The 24,961-nt window shown below is 65.5% G+C and carries 20 protein-coding genes; 8 read left to right on the top strand and 12 right to left on the bottom strand.

Going from position 1 to position 24,961, the window contains the following annotated elements; genetic code table 11:
* Nucleotides 1–135 precede the first annotated feature (135 nt).
* From guaD to NZK81_RS05390, 3 genes are read left to right on the top strand one after another with little or no spacing between them, the layout of a single operon-like run.
* Nucleotides 136–1,422 (top strand): guanine deaminase, encoded by a 1,287-nt coding sequence (gene guaD, locus NZK81_RS05400; RefSeq protein WP_260044616.1) that lies wholly within the window; start codon nucleotides 136–138, stop codon nucleotides 1,420–1,422.
* Nucleotides 1,419–2,435 (top strand): adenosine deaminase, encoded by a 1,017-nt coding sequence (locus NZK81_RS05395; RefSeq protein WP_260044613.1) that lies wholly within the window; start codon nucleotides 1,419–1,421, stop codon nucleotides 2,433–2,435. The genes guaD and NZK81_RS05395 overlap by 4 nt, the downstream gene beginning before the upstream one ends.
* On the top strand, nucleotides 2,435–3,553 hold the full coding sequence (locus tag NZK81_RS05390; protein ID WP_260044611.1) for a nucleoside hydrolase: 1,119 nt from the start codon (nucleotides 2,435–2,437) through the stop codon (nucleotides 3,551–3,553). Before NZK81_RS05395 ends, NZK81_RS05390 begins: the two co-directional genes overlap by 1 nt.
* Nucleotides 3,554–3,581: 28 nt before the next feature.
* Here NZK81_RS05390 and NZK81_RS05385 read toward each other — a convergent pair whose 3' ends face one another.
* The 3 genes from NZK81_RS05385 to NZK81_RS05375 form a co-directional block, all read right to left on the bottom strand.
* Nucleotides 3,582–4,160 carry an LOG family protein gene (locus NZK81_RS05385; RefSeq protein WP_260044610.1) on the bottom strand — a complete coding sequence of 193 codons (579 nt, stop codon included), beginning with the start codon at nucleotides 4,158–4,160 and terminating at the stop codon, nucleotides 3,582–3,584.
* 37 nt (nucleotides 4,161–4,197) lie between these two features.
* Nucleotides 4,198–4,731: a phosphoribosyltransferase gene (locus NZK81_RS05380; RefSeq protein ID WP_260044608.1), complete on the bottom strand. Its 534-nt coding sequence runs from the start codon at nucleotides 4,729–4,731 to the stop codon at nucleotides 4,198–4,200.
* A gap of 83 nt (nucleotides 4,732–4,814) precedes the next feature.
* A complete protein-coding gene (locus NZK81_RS05375) occupies nucleotides 4,815–5,756 on the bottom strand; it encodes a LysR family transcriptional regulator (RefSeq protein ID WP_260044607.1) in 942 nt (313 codons plus the stop codon).
* Between the two features lie 243 nt (nucleotides 5,757–5,999).
* On the opposite strand from NZK81_RS05375, the gene NZK81_RS05370 reads away from it, so the two are divergent.
* The 5 genes from NZK81_RS05370 (at nucleotide 6,000) to NZK81_RS05350 (ending at nucleotide 14,225) form a co-directional block, all read left to right on the top strand.
* Entirely contained in the window at nucleotides 6,000–7,577 is a 1,578-nt protein-coding gene (locus NZK81_RS05370; protein ID WP_260044605.1) for an adenosine deaminase family protein, read from the top strand.
* Nucleotides 7,578–7,774: 197 nt separating this feature from the next.
* Entirely contained in the window at nucleotides 7,775–10,216 is a 2,442-nt protein-coding gene (locus tag NZK81_RS05365) for a TonB-dependent siderophore receptor (protein WP_260044602.1), read from the top strand.
* A gap of 65 nt (nucleotides 10,217–10,281) precedes the next feature.
* Nucleotides 10,282–11,394, top strand: a complete 1,113-nt coding sequence (locus NZK81_RS05360; protein WP_260044600.1) for a purine nucleoside permease — start codon at nucleotides 10,282–10,284, stop codon at nucleotides 11,392–11,394.
* Nucleotides 11,395–11,418: 24 nt separating this feature from the next.
* Nucleotides 11,419–12,780, top strand: coding sequence for an 8-oxoguanine deaminase (locus tag NZK81_RS05355; protein WP_260044598.1), 1,362 nt, complete (start codon nucleotides 11,419–11,421; stop codon nucleotides 12,778–12,780).
* 35 nt (nucleotides 12,781–12,815) lie between these two features.
* Entirely contained in the window at nucleotides 12,816–14,225 is a 1,410-nt protein-coding gene (locus tag NZK81_RS05350; protein WP_260044597.1) for a uracil-xanthine permease family protein, read from the top strand.
* Here the strand turns inward: NZK81_RS05350 and NZK81_RS05345 are convergent.
* From NZK81_RS05345 to accD, 9 genes are all read right to left on the bottom strand, one after another.
* Nucleotides 14,222–14,902 carry a cytochrome b/b6 domain-containing protein gene (locus NZK81_RS05345; protein WP_260044596.1) on the bottom strand — a complete coding sequence of 227 codons (681 nt, stop codon included), beginning with the start codon at nucleotides 14,900–14,902 and terminating at the stop codon, nucleotides 14,222–14,224. The genes NZK81_RS05350 and NZK81_RS05345 overlap by 4 nt on opposite strands.
* 16 nt (nucleotides 14,903–14,918) lie before the next feature.
* Entirely contained in the window at nucleotides 14,919–15,395 is a 477-nt protein-coding gene (locus tag NZK81_RS05340; RefSeq protein ID WP_260044595.1) for a c-type cytochrome, read from the bottom strand.
* 31 nt (nucleotides 15,396–15,426) lie between these two features.
* Nucleotides 15,427–16,770, bottom strand: a complete 1,344-nt coding sequence (locus NZK81_RS05335) for an ankyrin repeat domain-containing protein (RefSeq protein ID WP_260044593.1) — start codon at nucleotides 16,768–16,770, stop codon at nucleotides 15,427–15,429.
* A complete protein-coding gene (locus tag NZK81_RS05330) occupies nucleotides 16,763–18,103 on the bottom strand; it encodes a DUF1552 domain-containing protein (RefSeq protein WP_260044591.1) in 1,341 nt (446 codons plus the stop codon). The genes NZK81_RS05335 and NZK81_RS05330 overlap by 8 nt, the downstream gene beginning before the upstream one ends.
* Complete coding sequence (locus NZK81_RS05325) at nucleotides 18,100–20,580, bottom strand: DUF1592 domain-containing protein (protein ID WP_260044589.1); 2,481 nt, start codon at nucleotides 20,578–20,580, stop codon at nucleotides 18,100–18,102. The genes NZK81_RS05330 and NZK81_RS05325 overlap by 4 nt, the downstream gene beginning before the upstream one ends.
* Before the next feature lie 209 nt (nucleotides 20,581–20,789).
* A complete protein-coding gene (locus NZK81_RS05320) occupies nucleotides 20,790–21,737 on the bottom strand; it encodes an acetyl-CoA carboxylase carboxyltransferase subunit alpha (protein ID WP_260044587.1) in 948 nt (315 codons plus the stop codon).
* Between the two features lie 151 nt (nucleotides 21,738–21,888).
* Nucleotides 21,889–23,253: an acetyl-CoA carboxylase biotin carboxylase subunit gene (gene accC, locus NZK81_RS05315; protein ID WP_260044585.1), complete on the bottom strand. Its 1,365-nt coding sequence runs from the start codon at nucleotides 23,251–23,253 to the stop codon at nucleotides 21,889–21,891.
* An 8-nt stretch (nucleotides 23,254–23,261) separates the two neighbouring features.
* Entirely contained in the window at nucleotides 23,262–23,732 is a 471-nt protein-coding gene (gene accB / locus NZK81_RS05310) for an acetyl-CoA carboxylase biotin carboxyl carrier protein (RefSeq protein WP_260044583.1), read from the bottom strand.
* A complete protein-coding gene (gene accD, locus NZK81_RS05305) occupies nucleotides 23,729–24,577 on the bottom strand; it encodes an acetyl-CoA carboxylase, carboxyltransferase subunit beta (RefSeq protein WP_260044582.1) in 849 nt (282 codons plus the stop codon). Before accD ends, accB begins: the two co-directional genes overlap by 4 nt.
* Nucleotides 24,578–24,961 lie beyond the last annotated feature (384 nt).

Here is a 24,961-nt window from a genome sequence, read left to right as displayed (position 1 = left end):
CCTCCCCGGTACGGGGAGGGGGACCATGCGGAGCATGGTGGAGGGGACTCACGCCCGGGCGCGATGTCGCGTGGGGGCGCCAATCCCCTCCGTCAGCCCTGCGGGCTGCCACCTCCCCGTGCCGGGGAGGACGCGATGATCCACGCTTACCGTGCAGAACTGCTCTCGGTCGGGCAGGACCCTCGCGATGCGCCCGATGCGGTGCGGCACGAGCCCGACGGCCTGCTGGTCATAGAGGACGGCCTTGTCGTAGCGCGCGGGGGCTATGCCGAACTGGCCGATAAGTACGCGGACGTTCCGGTGCACAGTCTCGACGGTCTCGTCGTGCCGGGCTTCATCGACGCGCATGTCCACTATCCGCAGACCGACCGCATCGCCTCGCACGGCGAGCAATTGCTCGACTGGCTCGACCGGCACATCTTCCCGGCCGAAAAGGCCTTTGTCGACAAGGCCCACGCCGATGCCGTTGCGGCCTTTTTCCTCGACGAACTGCTGCGCAACGGGACCACCAGCGCGCTGGTCTATCCCACGGTGCACGAACAGTCGGTCGATGCCCTGTTCGAGGCAGCGCTGGAGCGGCGCATGCGGATCGTTTCGGGCAAGGTGCTGATGGATATGGGGCCTGAGGGTCTCAAGGACACGGTGGCGTCCGGGCGCGCGGAGAGCGAAGCGCTGATCCGCCGCTGGCGCGGGCGCGGACGGCTCGGTTATGCCATAACGCCGCGTTTCGCGCTGGCCTCCACCGATGCCCAGCTTGCCGACGCCGGTGCGCTGCTGGCCGAGCATCCCGAGGTGCTGATGCACACGCATCTGGCCGAAAACGTGCACGAATGCGCCGCCGTCGAGGCGCGCTTTACCGAGGCCGTGGACTACCTCGATGCCTACGACCGCTTCGGTCTTGTCACCGACCGGTCCGTTTTCGCGCATGGCATTCACCTCTCGGATCGCGCCTGCGCTCGCCTGCACGAAAGCGGCGCGGGCATTGCGGTCTGTCCGAGTTCGAACCTGTTCCTCGGTTCCGGCTTCTTCAACTTCGGGCAGGCGGACCGGCACAAGCTGCGTCTGGGGCTGGGTACCGACGTCGGCGCGGGCACCTCTTTCTCGATGCTCCACACCTCGGGGCTGGCCTATCAGGCCGCATTGGCGCGCGAGGACCGGCTCGATCCCTTCCGCGCGCTCTATCTGGCAACGGCGGGCAGCGCTGCGCTGTTGCACATCGGCGACAAGGTGGGGGCTCTCGAACCCGGACAGGAGGCGGACTTCGCGGTTCTCGATTGCGCGGCGACGCCATTGCTGGCACGGCGCACGCGCGAGGCGGACCTTGCCGAACGGCTTTTCGCGCTCCAGATCCTGGGCGACGACCGCGCTGTCTCGAGAACATATGTGCTGGGCGAATGCGTCTGGCAAAGGACTGCCCCATGACCGACCTCGACAGCTTCATCACCGGCCTGCCCAAGGCCGAACTGCACCTGCACATCGAAGGCAGTCTTGAGCCCGAACTGATGTTCGAGCTGGCCCGGCGCAACGGGATCGAAATTCCCTATGCCTCGGTCGAGGAAGTGCGTGCGGCCTATGCCTTTTCCAACCTGCAGGACTTTCTCGACATCTACTACGCCGGGGCCAATGTGCTGCGCACTCGGCGGGATTTCCACGATCTGGCCGCGGCCTACTTCGCGCGCGCGGCAGCGGACGGGGTGGTCCATGCCGAGATCATGTTCGACCCGCAGACCCACACTGATCGCGGCATTGCCTTTTCCGAAGTGGTTGAGGGCCTGCTCTCCGCCATGGCCGAGGCCGAGGCGAAGCATGGCATCACCAGCAAGCTGATCCTCTCGTTCCTGCGCCATCTTTCCGAGGAAGCCGCGTTCGAGGTGCTGGAAATGGCCGAACCCTGGCTCGACCGGATCGAGGCGGTGGGGCTCGACAGTTCGGAAGTGGGGCACCCACCGGTCAAGTTCGCACGGGTCTTCGAGGAGGCGCGGGCGAGGGGGCTCAAGCTTACTGCCCATGCCGGCGAGGAAGGGCCGCCCGAATATGTCTATCAGGCGCTCGACCTGCTTCATGTCGACCGCATTGATCACGGCAACCGCTCGCTCGAAGATCCGGTGCTGACGGACCGGCTGGCCGACATGGGCATGACGCTGACGGTCTGCCCGCTCTCCAACCTCAAGCTTTGCGTGGTGGACGATCTGGGCAATCACCCGATCGACCGGATGCTGGCGCTGGGCCTCAAGGCGACGGTGAATTCGGACGATCCGGCCTATTTCGGCGGTTACATCGCCGACAACTTCCGCGCGGTGGCCGAAGCGCGCGGGCTCGATCAGGAAGAGATCGTCACGCTGGCCCGCAACAGCTTCACCGGCTCGTTCCTGCCGTCCGATGCGATTGCGGCGCATCTCGGGAAACTCGAAACATACGTGGCGGCGCGCGCATAATGCAGCGAATCATCGGATTGCTTGCCGCGCTGTGGCTCGCGGTGGTGCTCTCGTTCGGCCCGGCCCATGCGGATACTGCTCCGCGCAAGGTCATCATCGACGACGAGGGCTTCGCGCTCATGCACCTCATGCTGCTGGAAAGCGATAAGATCGATGTTGTCGGCATCACTACCGTGTCGGGCAATACCTGGGCCAACCGGGCGACGGCCATGGCCTTGCGGGGGCTCGAAATCGCGGATCGTCCGGATATTCCGGTGGTGCAGGGTGCGACTTATCCTTTGCTCAATTCAGAAGCACTGACCGAGCGTTGGGAAGCGCTCTACGGCAAGCTCACCTGGAAGGGCGCGTGGATGAAGGAGTGGGCCGAACCCACCGTCCAGAGCACGCCTGTCTACTATGGCCCGAACGATCCGGTCGACCTGCCCAACGGAAATCCGAAGCTCAAGCCTTTGCCGGAAGTCGCGGCGAACTTCATGATCCGGATGGTCCACCAGTATCCCGGACAGATCACGATCGTCGCCTGCGGGCCGCTGACCAATCTGGCGCTGGCGCAGCGGCTCGACCCGCAGTTCGCCTCGCTGGTGGGCGAACTTGTCTACATGGGCGGCAGCTTCAATCCGCATCAGGTGCTGGACACCGTATCGGCTGCGGAATTCGCGCGGGAATATGCCAATTCCCCCCGGCGCGAGTTCAATGCGCGCTTCGATCCCGAAGCAGCGAGCATCGTCTCGCACAGTGAATGGCGCAAGCTGACGGTGATCCCCGCCGATCCCTCCACGGCCACGCAGCTGACGCCGGACCTGCTGAAGCGGCTGGCCAAGGCGGCCGCGCCCGACGTCGGCGCGTTCATTGCCGGGATGGAAGCGGGCTTTCCCCTATGGGACGAGATCGCCGCCGGCTACCTGCTCGATCCCGCCATCGAGACCGAGGGGGAGGACCTCTACGTCGATTACAATACCCAGTTCGGTCCCGACTACGGCGATACGCTGAGCTGGCGCGAACACTACCAGCCCGGTCTCGGCGAACGGGAAGCCCACGTGGTGCGGGCGATCGACCCGAAGCGGCTGGAGGCGGTGATGGTCAACGCCATGGCGCAGGGCGCGAAGCGGACGAAATGAAGGCAGCCGCGCGACCGCGGCCGCCTTGTCACAGGTCCTTTTCGCCCAGCCAGTGCTCGGTTTCCGGCGCCATGTAGTGCATCATCCGGTCGAGCAGGGCTTCGGGTTCGCGTTCGATCATCAGCATCGCGCGGTGGCGGTCCTGCAGGAAGCCTTCCTCGACGATCTTGTCGATGAACTGGGTGAGGCCGTTGTAGAAATCGCCTACGTTGAGCAGGCCGACCGGCTTCTTGTGATAGCCGAGCTGCGCCCAGCACCAGGCCTCGAACATTTCCTCGAACGTGCCGATGCCGCCGGGCAGCGTCACGAAGCCGTCCGCCAGCTTGGCCATCAGTGCCTTGCGCTCGTGCATCGTCTCCACCACGTGAAGTTCGGTGATGCCGTGGTGATCCTTTTCACGCGCGCGCAGGGCTTCCGGGATCACGCCGATCACTTCGCCGCCCGCCGCGCACACGGCATCGGCGATCACGCCCATCAGGCCGACCTCGCCGCCGCCATAGACAAGACCGATGCCGCGCTTGGCCAGCAGCGTGCCGAACTGCTCGGCGGCTTCACGATAGAGAGGGTTCCGGCCCGGGGAGGAGCCGAGATAGACGCAGATGCGCATGGTGGGGGGCTTTCGAACTGGAACGGGAGAAGGGGGTTCAGGAAAGGCGTTCGGGAACCGACAGGGCCTCTTCGACGATGCTTTCCTTGGTGCCGACCGATTCCCAGGGAAAGACGAACCAGCGTTTGTCCTCGGCGCGGTCGATCATGTCGGCCCACAGGTCGACCTCGACTTTCGAACTCTGGTTGTTGATGACGACCGCGAAGCGCAAGTTGGTGGCGTTGCAGCCGCACCCGGCCAGCTGGCCGCGGATATATTCGATGGTGCCGCCGCTGTCGTTGATGTCGTCGACGAAGAGCATGCGCTTGCCTTCGGCGGTCATGCCAGCGACTTTGGCCAGCAGCTCGTCGGCGAAGCCCGGCACTTTCGCGGAATGGTCGATCGAAAGCATCGGCAGTTCGAGCTGGTGCGAGATATAGACGGCAGGAACCAGCCCGCCACGGCCGACGCCGATCACGAAGTCGGGCGTCCATTCGCTTTCAAGCACCTTGCGTGACAGCACGCGGACCTTGGCGAGAAAGTCTTCGTAGTATTCGAGGTAGTGCAGATCGGGCTCGGCGTTCTGGCTCATCAGTCGCGAATCCTGTCCGATAATGTTGGGGAATGGTCTCGGTTATAGCCTTCGGACGAGCCGCGCAATTGCATCGGGGCGTTTCAGGCGCCGTTTTCCTCAATCCGGCGCATCGAGGCGCGATAACTCAGCTCGGCAAAGCCGTTTTCTATTTCGTTGAGGACGATCCCGGCGGCGTAGGTGGGCGTGCGGGCCGAATTGGTACACAGCGCCAGTGTCATCGGGCGCAGCAGCGCGTCGGAGATACGCGTGAAGGACAGCAGCCCCGCCTGCACTTCGGTGATCACGTCCAGCGAGGTGAGCACGCCGATGCCCACGCCTTCCAGCACCAGCGACGTGATCATCTGGATATTGTCCGAACTCACCTTGCGGTCGAGCTCCAGCCCGGTCGCGCCTTCGAGCACGGCGATCTGCTGGCAAACCGCCAGCGGTTCGGCGGGCACGATCAACGGAGATCCGGTGCAGGCCGAGAAGCGCGCCTCTTCCTGTTCGCCCAGCTGATGGCCCGCCGGGGTAACGAAGCCGAGCACGACTTCGACGAAGGCGCGCACGGTGAGGTCGCGGTAGGATTGCGGTTCGAACAGGATGCCGAAGTCGACTTCGCCGCTCGCCACCGCCTTTCGCACGGCGTCGTTTTCCAGCACTTTCACGCCCACGCTGATGCCCGGATAGCGTGTCTGGATCGCGCGAATCGCAGCGGGGATGTGGCCCTTGGCCAGGGCGTCTATCACGGCCATGTCGACATGGCCGCGCTTGAGGCCGCGCAAGTCCTCGATCTGGGCGCGCACGTCGGTCATGTTCTTCTGCCAGCGGTTGCCCGCCGCCATCATGATTTCGCCGGCCGCCGTAAGCCTCAGCCCACTGGGCAGGCGCTCGAACAGCGGCATGCCGATTTCGGCTTCGACGTTGAGGATCTGGCGGGCAATCGCCGAGGCCGAGACGTTGAGTTCGTCGGCTGCCTTGCGGATCGAGCCCAGTCGCCCGACTGCAATGAAGTAGCGAAGGAATCGCGAAAACGCCGGCATGGCCGCCGTCTTAACCACCCGCTCTAATTTTTGCAACGGACCGTGGGATTCATTGCGTTTGCTGGCATCAAGCCAAGTGCCTACGAGCATATTTGATACCGAAAGGTGCAACAGGTCCGGCATCCCTTGTCCCGCTTCTCTCTGGGGTGGGGTGCCGGGTGCCTGCCGCCCGTTCGGATGGGGCGCAAAATCCACTCCGCCACAGAGCAGGTCTGGCTGAGCGTTCCCGAGTGCGAGGTCTGGATGACGTTGACGAGTCGAAACGAGCGCGCCCGAAAGGCATGCCTGCGCATGATGGCGCTGGCGTGCGCGGCCGGGTCGGCTCTCCTGCTTGCGCCGGGTGCGGCACGCGCCGAGGCGGCGAGCGAGGCGGCGGCGTCTGCCATGCTGGAGGAAGTTTCCGACAACGCCGCGCGTCTGCGCATGTTCCTGCAGGCGATGCCCAAGGGCGGCGATCTGCACAACCATCTGGGCGGCAGCGTCTATGCCGAGGATTTCCTGGAGGTGGCCGCGCAGAAGGGGATGTGCGCCGACGTCGCGATAACGCGTATCGTGGCAGGCCCTTGCGGGGACGACCTCAAGATCGCGCGAATGGCGACGGAACGGCCTTTCGTCTTTGCCCGGCTCGTCGATGCGCTGTCCACGCGCGGCTACCAGCGCGGGGTTGGCGCGGACGAGGTTTCCGGCCACACCCAGTTCTTCCGCAGCTTCGATCGTTTCGGCGCGGCCTCGGCCGGTGAGAACGGGCGCTGGCTGGCGCTCGCCCGACAGAGCGCCGAGCGCAATGGTGTCAGCTACCTGGAACTGATGCTCGATCCGCCGGGTCTTATCGATTTCGTGCGTGGGGCGGGTACGGCGCCGCTCGACGAAGCCGGGATCGCGGCGCTCTATTCCGCCGACAGTGCCGAACTTGCCCCGCTGCTCGATGGATACGTCGGGGAAGTCGACCGCATCGAGGCCGAGGCGAGCGCGCGGCTGTCGTGCGAGGGCAAGCAGGCCGACCCGGCTTGCGGCGTTGCCGTCCATTACCTCACTTATGCCTTGCGGGGGTTTTCTCCGCGCATGGTCTTCCGGACCCTGCTGGGGAGCTTCGCGCTGGCGCACCGCGATCCGCGCTTCGTGGGCGTGAACATCGTCATGCCCGAGGATGACCCGGTGGCGCTGCGCGACTACGGTCTGCACATGGCGATGTTCCGCTTCCTGGAAGCGAAGTATCCCGATGTGAACGTCACGATGCACGCGGGCGAACTGGCGCTGGGGCTGGTGCCGCCGCAGGATCTTGCCGACCATATAGCCCGGGCCGTCGCCTCGGGGGCGCGGCGCATCGGGCACGGTACCGACATCGCCTATGAGGACGATGCGCCCGAAACGCTGGCCCGCATGGCGCGCGAGCGCATCGCCGTGGAAGTCAATCTGACCAGCAACGCCGTCATCCTCGGCGTAAAGGGGGGCGAGCACCCGATCGCGCTCTATCGCAGCATGGGCGTTCCGGTGGCGCTTTCCACCGACGACGAAGGCGTGCTGCGCTCGGACATGACCAACGAATACCGCCGGGCCGTCACCGAACAGGGGCTGGGCTACGCCGACCTGAAGGAACTGGCCCGCGCTAGCCTCGAATATTCGTTCGTGCCCGGTGCAAGCCTGTGGCGCGAGGGCAGGCTTGGCGAGGCCGTTTCGGCCTGCTCCGCCTCGCGCACCGCCGGTCGCTGCAAGCCGTTTCTCGCATCCAGCGAGAAGGCGCGTCTGCAAGCCGATCTGGAAGACCGTTTCGAGCGGTTCGAGCACGGGCTCGACCGCTTCAATCATCCACAGGGTTCCTAGGAGATCGACACGTTTTCATCTTCGCCGACATGGCAAAGCATGCAATGATGCACTGCAACAAAAAAGACAGTGCTGCGGGAGGGGTGGGTCCAGAACGAATGGACGGCGGAGAGAACGGAAAATCCGTTCCAGCCGTATTCAGGGGGTTAGACACGATGGCCAAGAACAAGTCCTTAGACACACATATTGATATCGCAATGCAGCATGGACGCCTGCGCAAACCGTTTCTCGCGGTTGCGACGGGCCTTTTCTGCTGCACCGCGCTGACCTCGCCCGCCTTCGCCGCGGATGACGAGGAACCGGCAAATGGCGAGATCGTCGTCACCGGCGCGCTCGACGCGCTTCCGGTTGCCGATGTCGGTTCGGTGTTCGGTTTCGAAAAGACGCTGGTCGAAACGCCGCGTTCGGCCTCGACGATCAGTGCCGAGCAGATGGAACGCTTCGGCATCACCGACATCTACGATCTCGTGGCGCAGGCCCCGGGTACGTTCACCAACTCGTTCTTCGGCGTCGGCGGCGCGCTCGACATTCGCGGCACCCCGGGTGAAATCTATTTCCGGGGCGTGCGGCGTCTCGACAACCCGGGCAACTACCCGACGCCGATCGGTGCTTCGGACCGCATCGACATCGTGCGCGGCCCGGCCTCGCCGATCTTCGGCCCGTCCAAGACGGGCGGCTACATGAACTTCGTGCCCAAGAGCGCGCGCGTGAAGGGCGGTTCGCTGATGAGCGAGCCGGCCGGACAGATCAGCTTCACCGGCGGCAGCTGGGAGAAGGCGAACCTTTCCGCCAACATCCGCGGTCCTGGCAAGCTGGGCGCGCAGGAGTTCGGGTACAGCCTCTATGCCGAACTTGAGGATTCGGGCAGCTACTACGACAACATGTCGACCAAGCAGACCATTCTGCAGGGTTCCTTCGATGCCGACGTCAGCTCGAACATTCGCATCGAATTCGGCGGTCAGTACCAGAACTACAAGGGGCAGCAGAACGGCGGCTGGAACCGCCTGACGCAGGACCTCGTGGACAATGGCACCTACATCACGGGTACGGCGCAGTCGCTGGATGGAATCATTCCCGGCACCGTGGCTGATGGCCAGATGTCGCAGGAAGAGATCAACTACGCCTTCCCGGGTGGCCTGTCGGTTTTCGGTGGTTTCCAGTGCGGCGGAAACGTCTTCGCTTCGTCGATCACCGACGCCTGCTATAACAGCGGCGACTACACGCTGCTCAATCTGACGAACACCGGCACGACCAAGCTGAGCCGCCGCAAGACGCTGACCGGCAAGGACGACCGTCTCGATAACCGTTCGACCACGCTCTACTTCGATACGGTCTTTACGTCCGACGGCGGGCTGGAGATCAAGAACCAGGCGTTCTACGATTCCTATGAGAACATCAACGAGAATACCTACGGCTTCTCGCAGTTCCACGATTCCTGGGTGTTCGAGGACAAGATCGTCGTTTCGAAGACCTTCGAGAACAACGCCGGCAAGTTCTCGTTCCAGCTCTCGCCCTCGATCCGCTACACGCACTTCAAGCACGGCGAGGACTTCAACTACGAGTACTTCCACCGCGTCGACCTGACCGTGGGCTACACCCCCGCCAGCGACCGCCTGCTGTCGACCGAGTGCGACTGCAACTACACCAGCTACGTCAAGGGCCACTACACCGACCTGGCCTTTGCCGGCCTCGTCGATCTCGATTTCAACTTCGGCCTCGATGTCACGCTGGGCGCGCGCTACGATCACATCAAGGGCGTTTCCAACTACAACATCGCCAAGATGGAATCCGATCCGGGCTTCTCCGGGGCTTCGGACACCGACGGTGCCTGGTCCTGGTCGGCCAGCGCGTCGTACAAGCTGCCTTTCGGCCTGATCCCCTACGCGACCATTGCGCGTCAGTCGGTGGTGATTGCCGGACAGGGCGCGGAACTCGATCCGGAAAACCTGGCGGCCGGTACGTGGATTTCCGCTTCCAAGCTCTATGAAGGCGGCATCAAGGGCAGCTTCCTGGACGACAGCCTCTATGCGGCGGTCTCCGTCTACAAGCAGGAACGCACCGACTACAGTGCCCAGTCGATCACAGTGAACCAGGCAGTTCAGACCAAGGGTCTGGAAGCCGAATTCCGTTGGGCCGTCGATGATCACCTGCTGGTCACGGGCGCCTATACCCGCACCAAGGTCTACAACCTGACCGCGATCGAGAACGGCACGCTGTTCAGCTTCTTCGGTATCGAGGATCTGGTCAATGTGTCCGACCCGACGCTGTACCTCGGCGGCCAGCCGATCGGTCTGGTTCCGATCAACAGCAAGAGCGATGCCCGTCGCGCCGGTATCCCGACCAACCTCTACTCGCTGACGGCGACGTACGGGTTCGACAATGGTCTGGCGCTTTCGGCCAGCATGGTGTCGGTGGACTCGGTCTATTCGGGTCAGTCGAAGGCCGTGAAGCTTCCCGCCTACACGCTGTTCGATCTTGGCGCCTCTTACGAGACCGGGCCGTGGCTGTTCCGTCTGGTGGTGAAGAACGCGACCAACGAGAAGTACTTCCGCGCGAACTTCACCGAGCTGTTCGGCTCGACGATCGCTCTTCCCGAGAAGCCGCGCAGCTTCCAGGGAACGGTCACGTACAAGTTCTAAGAAGCTCCCAACCGCGGGGGGCGTCGGTTCGCGCCGGCGCCCCTTGTGTCTTAACGAGGTATTTGATGCAGTTTTTCCGCCGCACCGCAGCCATCATCGGGGCATGTATCACCCTGAGTCTGTCGAGCGGGACGGCATTCGCCGAGCAGGCCGTGCCGTCCGTCATTTCGGCCTGCGAGCCGGGCTATGCTTGCGAGACGCCGCTGCCGGTCAAGGTCGTGATCGTCTCGCTGTTCGAGATCGGCAACGACGAAGGCGACGTCGCGGGCGAGTTCCAGCTGTGGAAGGAACGGCGCGGGCTGACCATGCGCATTCCCTTCCCGCAGTCGTTCCACGATCTCTACTACAATCCCGAAACACAGGTCCTGGGCATGGTCACCGGTATCGGCACCGCCCGGTCGACGGCAGCGACCATGGCGCTCGGGCTCGATCAACGCTTCGATCTTACCAAGGCCTACTGGCTGGTCGCGGGCATCGCCGGCATCGATCCGGAGGACGCCTCGATCGGATCGGTCGCATGGTCGCGCTATGTCGTCGATGGCGACCTGGCGCATGAAATCGATCCGCGCGAGATCCCGACCGACTGGAGTTTCGGCTATTTTCCGCGCGGGACCAAGGGCCCCAACGATATGACGGGAAAGCCCGATCCGTCGGGCGGCGAGGTGTTCCAGCTCAATCCATCGCTGGAGGCCTGGGCCTATAACCTGACCAAGGACATCGAGCTTCCCGATTCCGAGGAAATCGCCGCCGAGCGCGCCAAGTTCGTCGACTATCCGCATGCGCAGGAACCACCGTTCGTGCTGGAAGGCGAGCAGCTTTCGGCCATGACCTTCTGGCACGGCAAGCTGATGACCGACTGGGCCAATTCCTGGGTGCGCTACTGGACTTCGGGCAAGGGCGAGTTCGTCACTTCGGCCATGGAGGATACCGGCGTGCTGACCTCGCTGACCTATCTCGACGAGATTGGCCGCGCGAACCGCGATCGCGTGCTCGTCATGCGCGCGGGCAGCAATTTCACCATGCCGCCGCCGGGCGTCGATGCCGCCACCTATCTCCTGCGCGAGAACGAGGGCTATGCCGGGCTCGAGGCGGCTGTCGAGAACCTCTATACGGTCGGTTCGAAAGTGGTCGACGAACTGCTCGACCACTGGGACCGCTACGAGGCCGTCACGCCGTGACGGCTTCGGGCAGGCTATAGGGCAATGGGCCTCACGCTCGTCCGCAATGCCGATTGCCTCGTCACCATGGACGATGCGCGCAGCGAGATCGCCGGCGCCGCCATCGCCTTTCGGGACGGGGTGATCGCGGCGGTCGGAATGGACGCCGAACTGGCGCACTTCGCAGACGAGGCCGATGACGTGATCGATGCCCGCGGCTGCGTGGTGACGCCGGGGCTGGTCAATACCCACCACCACTTGTTCCAGACGCTGACCCGCGCGTTGCCCGGCGCGATCAACGTCTCGCTGTTCGGCTGGCTCCAGCGGCTCTATCCGATCTGGGCGCGCTACCGGCCGGAGGATGTCTTCGCGGCGACGCAACTGGGCCTTGCCGAGCTGGCGCTGTCCGGCTGCACGATGAGTTCGGACCACCACTATCTGTTTCCCGAAGGCGTGCGGCTCGACGATTCGATCCACGCCGCGCGAGAGGTGGGCCTGCGCTTTCACGCTACGCGCGGCTCGATGAGCGTGGGCGAGAGCAAGGGCGGCCTACCGCCCGACAGCGTGGTCGAGGAGGAGGACGCGATCCTGGCCGATACGATCCGGCTGATCGACGCGTTCCACGATCCTGCCGATGGCGCCATGCTGCGTGTCGCCGTCGCGCCGTGCTCGCCGTTTTCGGTCAGCACCGACCTGATGCGCGAATCCGCGCTGCTGGCCCGCGACAAGGGGGTGATGATGCACACCCACCTTGCCGAGGATGCGGACGACGTGGCGTTTTCGCTGGAGCGCTTCGGATGCCGCCCCGGCCAGTATGCCGAGGACCTCGGCTGGACCGGGCCCGATGTCTGGCACGCCCACTGCGTCCAGCTCGACGCGCAGGAGATCGGCCTGTTCGCCCGCACCCACACGGGCGTGGCGCACTGTCCCTGTTCGAATTGCCGCCTCGGTTCGGGCATCGCGCCGGTGCGGGCGATGATCGATGCCGGGGTGCCGGTCGGGCTGGGGGTGGACGGTTCGGCCTCCAACGACAGCGGCCACCTGCTCAACGAGGCGCGGCAGGCGCTGTTGCTGCAGCGCGTGAAGCTGGGCGCCGACAGCTTCGATCCGCGCGAGGCGCTGTGGCTGGCGACGCGCGGCGGGGCCGAGGTGCTGGGGCGTGACGACTGCGGTTCGCTCGAAAAGGGAAAGCGTGCCGATTTCGTCATCTGGGACATGACCGACGTTCCTTCCACCGGGGCGTGGGACAAGGTCGCCGGCCTTCTGCTCAGCCCGCCCGGCGGCGCGCGCGACGTGTTCGTGGACGGGCGCGCGGTGGTGCGCGGCGGCGAACTGGCGACTGTGGAGCGAGCGCAGGTCGTCGAGGCCGCCCAACGCTCGCTGTCCCACCTGATGGAACTCTCATGACAGACGCCCAGGCCACTTGCGCAGAAGGATTGCCTATGAGCAGCATGCCGCAGCTTCTGGAAGACGGCGGCCCTGTCCCGTCGGGCAGCTCGTACCGCGGCGTGATGTCGCCCGAGCAGGCGCGCGATCCCGACTATTTCCCCGGAATGGCGATGGCGATCCCGCTTGGCATCCAGCACGTGCTCGCGATGTTCGTCAGTAACCTCGCGCCGGCGATCATCGTCGCAGGGGCGGCGGGGTTTGGCTATGGCTCGCCCGATCCGAGCGAGATGATCTACATGATCCAGATGTCGATGCTCTTCGCGGGCGTCGCCACGCTGTTCCAGACCATCGGTGCCGGCCCCATGGGCGCGCGCCTTCCGATCGTGCAGGGTACGAGCTTCGCCTTCCTGCCGGTGATGATCCCGATCGTTGCTGGGCAGGGCGTGGCCGCTATGGCCGCTCTCACCACGGCCGCCATATTCGGCGGCCTGTTCCACATGGTTCTGAGTTTTTTCGTCGGCCGTATTCGCTTTGCGCTTCCGCCGATGGTGACCGGTCTCGTCGTGCTGATGATCGGCCTGTCGCTCATGCGCGTGGGCGTTCAGTACGCGGCGGGGGGCGTTCCGGCTGTGGGCACGGATAGCTACGGCGCGGCGGGCAGCTGGCTGCTGGCCGGCACCGTTGCCGCGACGACGCTGGCGCTCAGCTTCTTCGCGCGGGGGATCTGGTCCACGGCCTCGGTCCTGATCGGCCTGTGCGTGGGCTATGCCGTAGCGGCGATGATGGGCAGGATCTCGCTGGAGCCGGTGGAGACCGTCGGGTGGTTCATGGTGCCCAGTCCGTTCCATTTCGGCTTCGCGTTGTCGGCATCCGCCATCCTCGGTTTCTGCCTGATGGGCGTCGTTTCGGCGATCGAGACCGTGGGCGACGTCTCCGGCATCTGCGAGGGCGGCGCGGGCAGGGAAGCGACGGATCGCGAGCTGTCGGGCGCTACGTTCGCTGATGGTTTCGGCACGGCCATCGCGGCTGTGTTCGGCGCGCTGCCCAACACCAGTTTCAGCCAGAACGTCGGCCTGATCGCGATCACCGGCGTCATGAGCCGCCATATCGTCACGGTCGGTGCGGTTTTCCTGATCCTGTGCGGCCTCGTGCCGAAGATCGGCGCAGTCGTCACCACGATCCCGATCGAGGTTCTGGGCGGCGGCGTGATCGTGATGTTCGGGATGGTGGCGTCGGCCGCGCTCTCGATGCTGTCGAGCGTGGAGTGGACCCAGCGCAACATGCTGATCTTCGGCGTATCGCTGTCGCTGGCGCTGGGGCTTCAGCTTGAGCCGGAATCGCTCAAGCACCTGCCCGAGACCCTGCGCGTACTGCTGGGTTCGGGCGTGCTGCCCGCGGCGGCGCTGGCCGTCGTGCTCAATCTGGTGGTGCCGGGCCGCACCGAAGAGCGGGTGTCGGCCTAGAAGCGGAAGCCGGTGGAGACGGCCCAGGCTATCGCACCGGCAAGGACCAGCCCGACCAGCGCCAGAAGCGGAGACCAGCGCACGTCCGCCGCCGCTTCGCCCGCAGCTCTGGCGCGCCGTCCGGTAATCATCGGGCGCACGAGGTTGAGACGCTTGAAACCGAGATAGAAGACGATCGCGGCGACGTGCAGCGCGACCAGCGCGACGATCGCGTTGAACACCGTCTCGTGGAATTCGGCGGCGGCACGCCCCTGATCGAAAGTCACGTAGTCTGCCAGCGGCCCGGATTCGAAGCCGTCCACATCCACTGCAAAGAGCCCGGCAACGACCATCGTGACGAGCACGGCCAGCATCGCGATCACGCTCCAGCCGCCGAGCGGGTTATGCCCGTCGGCGGCGTGGGCGGATCGCGATCCCAGCGTCTTTGCATAGGCAAGCACGGTGCCGGGGCTGCGCACGAACTGCCCGAAGCGGGCCGTGCGCGAGCCTGCGAAGCCCCACCAGATGCGGAACACCAGCAGCGCGAGGATGGCGTATCCCGAAAGGCGGTGCCAATCCATGTAGTGCTCCTCGCCGCTCCACCACGAGAACGCGATGAGGGGGACAAGCAGCCAGTGGAACAGGCGGACCGGGAGATCCCAGACTCGGGTCGATCCGGCGATGGGGCTCTCGGTCATCGGGATACCTGCTGTCTTAGTTGTCGGCGCGGAACTGGCGATGGCAAGCGCCGCAGGACTTGCCGGTCGCCGTGAACTGGGCGCGGATGGCCGATGCATCGCCGCTACCGGCGACCGCCGCGAGCTTGTCGGCCTCGGCAATCATCTTCTTCATGCCCGCGTCGAAGGTCGCACGGTCGGACCAGATGGCGGCGAGAGCATCGGTCTTGGCGCCGGACGAGGGGCCGGTGCCGGCGGGAAACAGATCGCCCTGCTTGCGTCCGGCCGCCGCGATCGTCTTGGCTGCCGCGATCATCTTGGCCTTGTCCGCGCCGCCGCTCAGTTCGTCCTTCAGTGTCTTCATGGCGCCGCCCATCTTCTTGAAGTTGGCCTGCCGTGCCGTGATGGCGGTGCTGGCGGAAGACGCGGCGGTGGCCAGCGTCGCGCCACCCGCCAGTGCAGCGAGGCCGAGAACGCCGACGGCGGCGAGAGCGAGGGGCTTCATTCGTTTCATGCGGTCATCCTGTGTTAGCATGGACGGAAAATCAGTTCTGCAATGCGGTCAGCCGCGGGGCCGGCCCGCCTGTGAAGACGTGCCGGTAGACCGTGCGTACCGTCGTGAGGCCCTTGTCGGCCATCTGCGCGGCCGTGGCGCCGTACTTGTTGGGAATGTCGGTGCGGGCATCGTGGCTGGCCAGAACGCGCAACATCGATTCCAGTTGGGGGTGCATACCCCCGTTCAGTACAATGTGCAGAGGCGTTGCGCCACTGCCATCGACGACATTGACGTCCGGAGTCAGGCCTAGCGCATAGTCGAGCGCGTCGGCGCTGTGGCCATGCGCGGCGGCGAGTACCACGTTCGTGCCGTTCCCGGCGACGAAGGCGGTGTTCGCGCCGGCCTTCACCAGCAGCTTCATGGCGTCCACCTGGCCGTTCTGCGCGGCCACGAGCAGCGGCGGCGTGGGCGGGACCGGCGGGGGCGGCATGCCGAAGTTGGCCTCCGTCACCCACTTGATCCGCGAAGGGCCGGTCAGCCCGTCGACGTCGGCGCCCTTGGCCAGAAGCACGGAAATCAGATCGGTGTCGCCCGCCGCCGCGGCGACGTGGAGCGGGCGGTTGCCGTTGCGGTCGATCTCGGAAAGGTCGGCCCCGCGCCGGGCGAGCATGGCGGCCGCGCCCCAGTTCTTCTGGTAGAGCGCGATCTGCAGCGCGCTGGTGTTTTCCGGACCGCGACGGGATGCGTCCGCGCCGGCATCGAGCAGCATCCGCGTGGCTTCCGGCACGCCGCTCTTGATCGCGAAGAACAGCGGCGTGAAGCCGCCGTCGGTGACCCGGTCGATTTGCGCGCCGGCCTTGAGCAGCGCGGCCATGGCTTCGACGTTGCCCGACGATGCGGCCCACATCAGCGGCGTCTGCCCGCGCGCATCGGCGCTGTCGGCCTTCGCGCCCATGGCCAGCATGCGGGAGACCGTGTCCGCCGGCGCGAACCGGGCGCAGACGGCAAGCGGCGTGGTGCCGTCGGGCGCGGCTCTGCCGAGGCTGGCATGATGGTCCAGCAGCGCGCCGACAATGGTTCCGTTGCCGCGCTCGCAGGCCAGCGCGAGGGGAGACAGCCCCTCGGCGTCTGCGGCGTCCGGTTTCGCACCGTGCTCCAGCAGGGCCAGGACCATGGCCGGGTCCTGCGTCTCGATCGCGCGGGACAGCGGGCTTTCGCCATAGGCCAGCTGCGCGTTGGCATCGGCCCCGCCTTCCAGCGCCGCGACGGCGCCGGCGACATCGTCCGCGGCAATCGCGCGGGCCAGGACATCGGCATCGACCTGGGGCCGTGCTCCGGCGCCTGCCGGGAAAGCGGCGAGAGCCATCGTCAGGGCGAGACCCAGCTTATGCACCGGCCAGTTCCCGAAGCGGTGCGGTGCTGTCTCCGAAACTGGTCGCGGGCACGTCGAGCAGGTTGAGCCCGGCCAGCAGCAGGTTGGACATCGTCGTGCCCTGTTCCACCTTCACGTGGCGCCCGCCCCTGATCAGACCGCCCGAGGCTACGACCGGCAGGTCCATGTAGTCGTGCTTGTTGGAATCGCCGAAGGCCGAGCCGCGAATGACCAGCGTGCGATCGAACAGGCTGCCTTCGCCGTCCTTCGTCTCCTTCATCCGCTGCAGGGCATAGGCGAAGAATTCCATGTGGTAGCGATTGATCTTCGCCAGCCTGGCCATCTTGTCCGGGTTGTCGCCGTGGTGGCTGAGCATGTGGTGCGAATCCGGCACGCCGATCTCGGGGTAGGTGCGGTTGGAAAGCTCGCGGCCGATCATGAAGGTGCCGACGCGGGTGATGTCCGCCTGCATCGCCAGCACCTGCAGGTCGATCATCAGCTTCACGTGCTCGGCGAAGTCGTCCGGAATGCCCGCGGGCTGGGTCATGGCCGCCGCCTGTGCGGGCGGCGGAGAGCTTTCGGCGCGCTGGATGCGCTTTTCGATGGCGCGGGTGGCATCGAGGTATTCTTCGAGCTTGTGCCGGTCGCCCATGCCCAGCTTGCCGGAAAGACGCGCGGTGTCTTCCATCACGAAGTCGAGGATCGAGGCCTGCTTGCGCAGCCGGGCGAGGCGGCTTTTCTCGTCGAGCGCCTCGCCGTCGCCGAACAGCCGCTCGAACACGGCGCGCGGGTTGGCGGTGACGGGCAGCGGCACGGTCGGCGTCAGCCAGGAGATGCCGTTGGTATAGGCGCAGGAATAGTTGATGTCGCAGCTTCCCGCCATGCTCGGCAGGTCGACGCTCAGTTCCATCGACGGGATCTGCGTGGCATCGCCCAGATGCGCGGCGAAGACCTGATCCATCGACACGCCGCAGCGGATGTCCGGTCCTTCGGTCTGCCTGGCGTGCGCACCGGTGAGGAAGGCGGGGCAAGACCGGCCATGACCGGCGGGTGCATCGCCCATCGCCGCCGCCTGCGGATGGCCCAGCCCCGTTATAACGGCGATTGTGTCCTTGTGCGGTGCGAGCGGTTCCAGCGTCGTTGGCAGCGTGAAATCGGCGCCTTCGCCGGTCGGCCGATATTCGGGCATGGTCATGCCGTTGGGCGAGTAGAACACCTGGAGCCGCTTGGGCCGCTGCGCGATGTCGGCCGCCCGGGCGCTGGACATCATCGCCTCAAGGAAAGGCAGCGCCATTGCCGTGCCTGCACCGCGCAGGATCGTGCGGCGGGAAAGGGGCTTGCGGGTGATCATCATTTCAGGGGGCTCCCGTAGGCGGCCTTGAAGGGTTCGGGCGTCCTGCGCATGGTGAAGGCCGGGCTGGCGGCGATGCCCTTGACGATCGTGTGCACGCGATAGCCATCTGCGGCGGCATGGCTGGCGATCTCGCGCACGGCCGGCATGTCCTGCGCGCCGACGCCGCGGGCCAGCGCATAGGTCATCAGGCGCTCGGTGAAGGCGCGGGCGAACTCGTTCTTGCGGTCCATCAGGATCTGCTGGAGTCCGGTGATGCCGGCGAACTTCGTGCCGTCGGGGAGCACCGCGCCGCTGTCGATCGTCTGGCCCGCATCGACGGTACGCCACGCGCCGACCGCGTCGAAGTTCTCCAGCGCGAAGCCGAGCGGGTCCATCTTGACGTGGCAGGAAGCGCAGTTCGGATCGGAGCGATGCAGTTCAAGCTGTTCGCGCGCGCTCAGCAGGCGGCCATCGTGTTCGGCCTTGAGCGCGGGCACATTGGCGGGTGGCGGCGGTGGCGGCGAGGCGAGGATATTGTCGAGGATCCACTTGCCGCGGCGCACCACCGAGGTGTGGTTGTTGTAGGACGTGACCGTAAGGACGCTCGCCTGCCCCAGCAGGCCGCCGCGATGCCATTCGGGCTTGAGGCTCACCTTGCGGAAGGCCGTGCCGACAACGCCGGGGATGCCGTAATGTTTGGCAAGACGCTGGTTGAGGAAGGTGTAGTCGGCCTCGATGAAGTCCGTCACCGGGCGGTTGGCGTGCAGCACGCTGGCGAAGAACATGCGCGTCTCGGTCGCCATGGCCTGCTTGAGCCGCGTGTCGAAACCGGGGAACACGTCGATGTCGGGGCGCTGCTGGTCGAGATTGCGCAAGTAGAGCCACTGGCCGGCGAAATTCTCGGTCAGCGCCTTCGCCCTCGGATCGCGCAGCATGCGGTCGATCTCGGCATCGAGTACGGCAGGCTCGTGGAGCTTGCCCTCCTCGGCGAGCGAGAGCAGCCGCTCGTCGGGAATGCTGCTCCACAGGAACAGCGAGAGGCGCGTGGCGAGTTCGAGGTCGGAGATCGCGTGGACGCTGCCGGGCAGGCTGCCCGAGGGATCGCTCTCGACCACGAACAGGAATTCGGGCGAGACGAGGATCGCTTCGATCGCGGCTTCCACGCCATGCTCGAAGTCGGACGCCGTGCGCTCCCCGGCATAGATGCGCATGAGCGGGGCGATGTCGAACCCACCGACCGGGCGGCGCCAGGCGCGGCGGGCCAGCGTAGAGACGATCTGGTGCGCACAGGCTTCTTCCTGCGATGCCTTTTTGGGATGACACGTGAAGATCGCGCGACGGCTGGGCGTATCCGGCACGCCCATGGCGTTGTAGGGGCCGGCCACGTCGATCTGCAGCACGTCGCGCGGGAAGTTCTGCTGCGAATAGCGCTCGTGCATGCGGTAGGAGGGCACCTCCAGCGTCTGCACACGCTTGCCGTCCACCCAGACATCGAGCGGAAGCATCTTCGGCGGATCGAGCGGGAGCGGCACGGCATCGGTGGTGTTGTGCAGCGTCTGGACGCTCTCGTCGGGCCAGATCCGGCGCCGGAACGAGAGGCCCACGAGATGCGAGCCCGCCTTCATCGGCACGCGCGCGCTGTAGCGGTCCTCGGTGAGGCGGTCGGTTTCGTTGTTGGTGTTCGAGTTGAGCCAGGCGGCGATGTCGTATTCGCCATCGTAGCGCGCGAAATAGCGGAAGGCACCGCCCCCGCGCGAGGCGAGGGGAAGATCGGCGCTGGCCCGCTCGTTGTAGGCGGGAACGCCCGCGTTCTTCACCGAGCCGTCCTTGGGGACCTGATAGGTCGTCACGAATTCGCGGCGCGAGGTGAGCCCGGTTGCCAGGCGGCCGACCTTGCCCGCTACCGCGACGTAGCGTTCCATCAGCGTGGGCGAGACGGTGAGGACGTCGGCAATGTTGTCGAAGCCGTAGCCCGAATTGTCCTGCGGCAGTTCACGGCTGAAATCGACGTCGAGCGCCAGCAGGTCGCGAACGGCATTGGCGTATTCGAAGCGATTGAGACGGCGCAGCGTGGCATGGCCCGGATCGGGGTTGGCGGCGGCGTAGCCCGCGCGCGAACTGTCGAGCCAGCGCACGAAGGCTGCGCGCGTTGCCGGATCGGGCTGGGGCTTGGAATGCGGAGGCATTTCCCCGGCGGCGACGCGGCGCAGGATTTTCTCCCACGCGTCGGCATGGCGGCCGGTGCGGATGTCGTCCGCGCGCAGGTCGTCCACCGAGAGATCGGCGACCATGTCGAAATCGTTGTGGCAGCGCGAGCAGTACTTATCGAGCATGGGCTCGATCATCGCTGCCTGTTCGGCGGGCGTTGCGGGCATGAGCGCAGAGGCGTCGGCCAGCGCCGGTTCGGTCTGCGTGCCCGCATAGATCGCGGCAGCCGTTACCAGCGCGCTGAGCGCCAGCGCACTGCTACCGAGTGGAAGACGCCGTTGCAGGCTCATTGGATGTTCGACCCCGTTCTTCGGCCGGCCATCAGATCTGCTGCGGCTCGGCTGTTCCCGCTCTGGCGCGGATACTGTCGGGCTTTCTGCCTACCGTTTGGGGGGTGTTGCGTCCATTGCCATTAACCGGACGAGGTGCGCGTAAAAAGCGAACGCCCGGAGGCGTTGTCACGTGTCAGCGGAGGTGTGGGAGCGCCGCTGGGGTACAGCTAGAGCGAGCCGATGGCGAGAAAGCGCTCCTCGCGCTGGTTCAGCAGTTCCGCGCTGCTCTTGCCTTCCAGCCCGGCCAGTTCGCTGCCGATGGCATCGGCCAGCGCGCGGGCCGTCGCGACGGGGTCGCGGTGGGCGCCGCCCGTCGGCTCGGGCACGACGGCGTCGATCACGTTCAGGCCCAGCAGGTCCTGCGCGGTCACTTTCATGGCGGTGGCGGCATCGGCGGCCTTGTCCGGCGTGCGCCACAGGATCGAGGAGGCACCTTCGGGCGAGATCACCGAATAGACCGCGTGCTCCAGCATCAGCACCTTGTTGGCGCTCGCCAGCGCCACCGCGCCGCCTGAGCCGCCTTCGCCGACGATCGCGGCGACCATCGGCACCTGCAGCGCAAGGCAGGCCTCGGTCGATCGGGCGATGGCTTCTGCCTGTCCGCGCTCTTCGGCCTCGACGCCGGGAAAGGCGCCCGAAGTGTCGACGAGCGTGACGACGGGCAGGCCGAACTTGCTGGCCATCTCCATCAGGCGGATCGCCTTGCGGTAGCCTTCGGGCTTGCCCATACCGAAATTGTGCTTGATGCGCGTGGCGGTGTCGTGGCCCTTTTCGTGGCCGATCAGCATGACCTTGCGGCCATCGAGCCGGGCGAGGCCGCCGATGATCGCCTGATCCTCGCCATAGAGACGGTCGCCACCCAGCGGCACGAAATCGGTGAAGGCCAGCTTCACGTAGTCGAGGAAGTGCGGGCGCTGCGGATGGCGGGCGACCTGCGTCTTCTGCCAGGGCGAGAGCCTGGCATAAGTGCTGGTCAGCATCGCCGCACTCTTCTTTTCGAGCTTGGCGATCTCGCTTTCGATGTCGAGGTCGCTGTCGCTGGCGGTCGCGCGCAGCTCCGCGATGCGGGCCTCCAGCGCGGCGATCGGCTTTTCGAATTCCAGGAACGAAATCATGCTAACCCAGTCTCAATGTGCTTGGCGCTCTCCCCGGTCCCGTCATTGCGAGGGGCGAAGCCCCGCGGCAATCCAGAGCAGGCGTAGACCGCCCTGGATTGCTTCGCCTGCGGCTCGCAATGACGAACAAGGGAAGAGGAGCAGATCGCCATCAATCCGCTCGCGCCGTGTCGTTTCGTTTCGCCAGCCACTCTTCGAGCCACTTGATCGTGTAGTCGCCGCTGTTGAACTCGGGATCTTCCAGAAGTTCCTGATGGAGCGGGATCGAGGTTTTCACGCCCTCGATCACCATTTCCTCCAGCGCGCGCTTCAGGCGCATGATCGCGCCCTTGCGGGTGCGGCCCGAGACGATCAGCTTGCCGATCATCGAATCGTAGTAGGGCGGAATGCGGTATCCGGCATAGAGCCCGGAATCGACGCGCACGTTCATGCCGCCCGCCGCGTGATAGCTGCTCACGAGGCCGGGCGAGGGCGTGAAGTTCCACGGGTCTTCGGCATTGATGCGACACTCGATGGCGTGGCCCTTGAACTCCAGCTCGTCCTGCGTGAACGAGAGCGGCTTGCCATCGGCGATGCGGATCTGCTCGCGGACGAGGTCGACGCCGGTGATGGCCTCGGTCACGGGGTGTTCCACCTGCAGGCGCGTGTTCATCTCGATGAAGTAGAACTCGCCGTTTTCCCAGAGGAACTCGATCGTGCCCGCGCCGCGATAGCCCATGTCGGCCATGGCCTTGGCGACAATGCCGCCCATGCGCTCGCGCTCTTCGGGGGTGATGACGGGGGAGGGGGCTTCTTCAAGAACCTTCTGGTGGCGGCGCTGCAGGGAGCAGTCGCGCTCGCCCAGATGCACGGCCTTGCCATTGCCGTCGCCGAAGACCTGGAATTCGATATGCCGGGGATTGCCGAGGTACTTTTCCATGTAGACGGTGGCATCGCCGAAAGCCGCCTTGGCCTCCGAACGGGCCTGACCCATCTGGCTTTCGAGTTCCTCGGCCGAGTTCACGACCTTCATCCCGCGCCCGCCGCCGCCCGAAGCGGCCTTGATGATTACGGGGTAGCCGATCTTTTCGGCCAGCGCGCGCGCCTCGGTGAAGTCCTCGATCGCGCCGTCGGACCCGGGGACCAGCGGCAGGCCGAGCGCGCCGGCGGTGCGCTTGGCTTCGACCTTGTCGCCCATCGTGCGGATGTGCTCGGGCTTGGGGCCGACCCAGGCGATGTCGTGCGCTTCGACGATCTCGGCGAAGCGGGCGTTCTCGGAGAGGAAGCCATAGCCGGGATGGATCGCATCGGCATGGGTGATCTCGGCCGCCGAGATGATCGCGGCGACATTGAGATAGCTGTCCGAAGCGGACGGCGGGCCGATGCACACGGCATGGTCGGCGAGGCGCACGTGCATGGCATCGGCATCGGCGGTGGAGTGCACCGCGACGGTCTCGATGCCCATTTCGCGCGCGGCGCGGTGGATGCGCAGGGCGATCTCACCGCGGTTGGCAATCAGGAGGCGTTTGATGCCCATGGCGTCTCTCAGCCGATCACGACGAGCGGCTGGTCGAATTCGACCGGCTGCTGGTTGTCGACGAGAATGGCGGTGACCGTGCCGGACTTGGGCGCGGTGATCTGGTTCATCACCTTCATGGCCTCGACGATCAGCAGCACGTCGCCTTCCTTCACGGCCTTGCCGACCGAGATGAAGTCGGCCGCGCCCGGTTCCGGAGCGAGGTAGACGGTGCCGACCATCGGCGATTTCACGGCATCAACCGGAGCGGTGGCGGGAGCGGCCTCGGCGGCAGGTGTGGCGACCGGAGCCGCTGCGGGAGCCGGCGCGGCGGGCATTGCCATGGCGGGCGCGCCCACAGCGTATTGGGCGGCCATCTGCTGCACCATCTGGCGGCTGACGCGGATCTTGCGATCGCCGTCTTCCACCTCGATTTCGGACAGGCCGGTTTCGGCCAGCAGTTCGGCCAGCTCGCGAACCAGGGCGCTATCGATATTCACGCGACTTCCTTTCGGTTGAGGTATCCAAGCAGCGTTGCCAGCGTCGTTTTCAGGTCCTTTCTGTGGACCACCATGTCGACCATGCCGTGGTCGTGCAGGTATTCGGCGCGCTGGAAGCCGTCGGGGAGTTTTTCGCGGATCGTATCCTGGATCACGCGCTGGCCGGCAAAGCCGATGAGCGCGCCCGGCTCGGCGATCTGCACGTCGCCGAGCATGGCAAAGCTCGCGGTGACGCCGCCGGTGGTGGGATCGGTAAGGACCACGATGTAAGGCAGGCCGGCTGCGGCAAGGCGCCGCGTGGCCACGGTTGTCTTGGGCATCTGCATCAGCGAGAGGATGCCCTCCTGCATGCGGGCACCGCCCGCCGCGGTGCAGATCACGTAGCCGCACTTTTCGGCAATGGCGCGCTCGACGCCGGCCACGAAGGTCTCGCCCACGGCCATGCCCATCGAGCCGCCCATGAACTTGAAGTCCTGCACGCCCAGCACCGCCTTTATACCCTCGATCGTGCCGATCGCATTGGTCAGGGCATCGGGATAGGGATTGGCGGCGCGGGCGGCCTTGAGGCGGTCGGGATATTTCTTGGTGTCGCGGAAATTGAGTGGGTTTTCCGCCACCCTGGGCGTCGGCAGTACGGTGAAGCCGGGATCGAGGATCTGCTCGAAGCGGGCCTGGGCGCCGATGCGGCCGTGGTGCTCGCAGCGCGGGCAGACCGAGAGATTGGCCTCGAAGTCCTTCGCGTACAGCATCTCGCCGCAGCTCGGGCATTTCATCCAGAGATTGTCGGGCGTGTCGCGCTTCGCCAGGCTCGAAAGCGAATTGCGGACCTTGCTGAGCCAACTCATTTCGGTGCGTACCAATCCTGTTGAACGGGGTGGAGCCGGGCCATCGGGGCCACGTCTCTACAAACGCTCCGGGAAACGACCTGCATGCCCTCTGTTCTGGTGCGTGACGCCGGCGCGAGGCCGGCCGTTTAGGGCAAGGCGGTTAGCCGCCGCAAGCCAAATTGGCAGCAGTTGTGGGCAATTTGCGGTCTATCTGTATCGCCGGGGCGTAGCGCGAGAGCGATGGAGGGTGACGTTATGTATACATAATGAGTAATAATATAGGAAAATCGTCACGATAATTCAAAATAGAATACATCAATGCCCTTCATGGCTGATGGATGCGGGAGTGAAAAATCTCGCCGCCAAGCTCCTTCAGGAACGCGCTTCGGCTGTCATACGGGC

It is taken from the genome of Novosphingobium mangrovisedimenti (assembly GCF_025153475.1).
GTDB classification, from domain to species: Bacteria; Pseudomonadota; Alphaproteobacteria; order Sphingomonadales; family Sphingomonadaceae; genus Novosphingobium; species Novosphingobium mangrovi_A.
Note: the sequence above shows the minus strand (reverse complement) of the source record. Positions and strands in the feature narration are given on the sequence as shown.

Bases quoted from the DNA above. Each gene is read 5' to 3' on its own strand.
- NZK81_RS05350 (WP_260044597.1), top strand. From the start codon at position 12,816: ATGAGCAGCATGCCGCAGCTTCTGGAAGACGGCGGCCCTGTCCCGTCG.
- NZK81_RS05370 (WP_260044605.1), top strand. From the start codon at position 6,000: ATGACGTTGACGAGTCGAAACGAGCGCGCCCGAAAGGCATGCCTGCGC.
- NZK81_RS05330 (WP_260044591.1), bottom strand. From the start codon at position 18,103: ATGATGATCACCCGCAAGCCCCTTTCCCGCCGCACGATCCTGCGCGGT.
- accC (WP_260044585.1), bottom strand. From the start codon at position 23,253: ATGGGCATCAAACGCCTCCTGATTGCCAACCGCGGTGAGATCGCCCTG.
- NZK81_RS05360 (WP_260044600.1), top strand. From the start codon at position 10,282: ATGCAGTTTTTCCGCCGCACCGCAGCCATCATCGGGGCATGTATCACC.
- NZK81_RS05395 (WP_260044613.1), top strand. From the start codon at position 1,419: ATGACCGACCTCGACAGCTTCATCACCGGCCTGCCCAAGGCCGAACTG.
- NZK81_RS05375 (WP_260044607.1), bottom strand. From the start codon at position 5,756: ATGCCGGCGTTTTCGCGATTCCTTCGCTACTTCATTGCAGTCGGGCGA.
- NZK81_RS05340 (WP_260044595.1), bottom strand. From the start codon at position 15,395: ATGAAACGAATGAAGCCCCTCGCTCTCGCCGCCGTCGGCGTTCTCGGC.
- NZK81_RS05325 (WP_260044589.1), bottom strand. From the start codon at position 20,580: ATGAGCCTGCAACGGCGTCTTCCACTCGGTAGCAGTGCGCTGGCGCTC.
- NZK81_RS05345 (WP_260044596.1), bottom strand. From the start codon at position 14,902: ATGACCGAGAGCCCCATCGCCGGATCGACCCGAGTCTGGGATCTCCCG.
- guaD (WP_260044616.1), top strand. From the start codon at position 136: ATGATCCACGCTTACCGTGCAGAACTGCTCTCGGTCGGGCAGGACCCT.
- NZK81_RS05385 (WP_260044610.1), bottom strand. From the start codon at position 4,160: ATGCGCATCTGCGTCTATCTCGGCTCCTCCCCGGGCCGGAACCCTCTC.
- NZK81_RS05390 (WP_260044611.1), top strand. From the start codon at position 2,435: ATGCAGCGAATCATCGGATTGCTTGCCGCGCTGTGGCTCGCGGTGGTG.
- NZK81_RS05380 (WP_260044608.1), bottom strand. From the start codon at position 4,731: ATGAGCCAGAACGCCGAGCCCGATCTGCACTACCTCGAATACTACGAA.
- NZK81_RS05365 (WP_260044602.1), top strand. From the start codon at position 7,775: ATGCAGCATGGACGCCTGCGCAAACCGTTTCTCGCGGTTGCGACGGGC.
- NZK81_RS05320 (WP_260044587.1), bottom strand. From the start codon at position 21,737: ATGATTTCGTTCCTGGAATTCGAAAAGCCGATCGCCGCGCTGGAGGCC.
- accD (WP_260044582.1), bottom strand. From the start codon at position 24,577: ATGAGTTGGCTCAGCAAGGTCCGCAATTCGCTTTCGAGCCTGGCGAAG.
- NZK81_RS05355 (WP_260044598.1), top strand. From the start codon at position 11,419: ATGGGCCTCACGCTCGTCCGCAATGCCGATTGCCTCGTCACCATGGAC.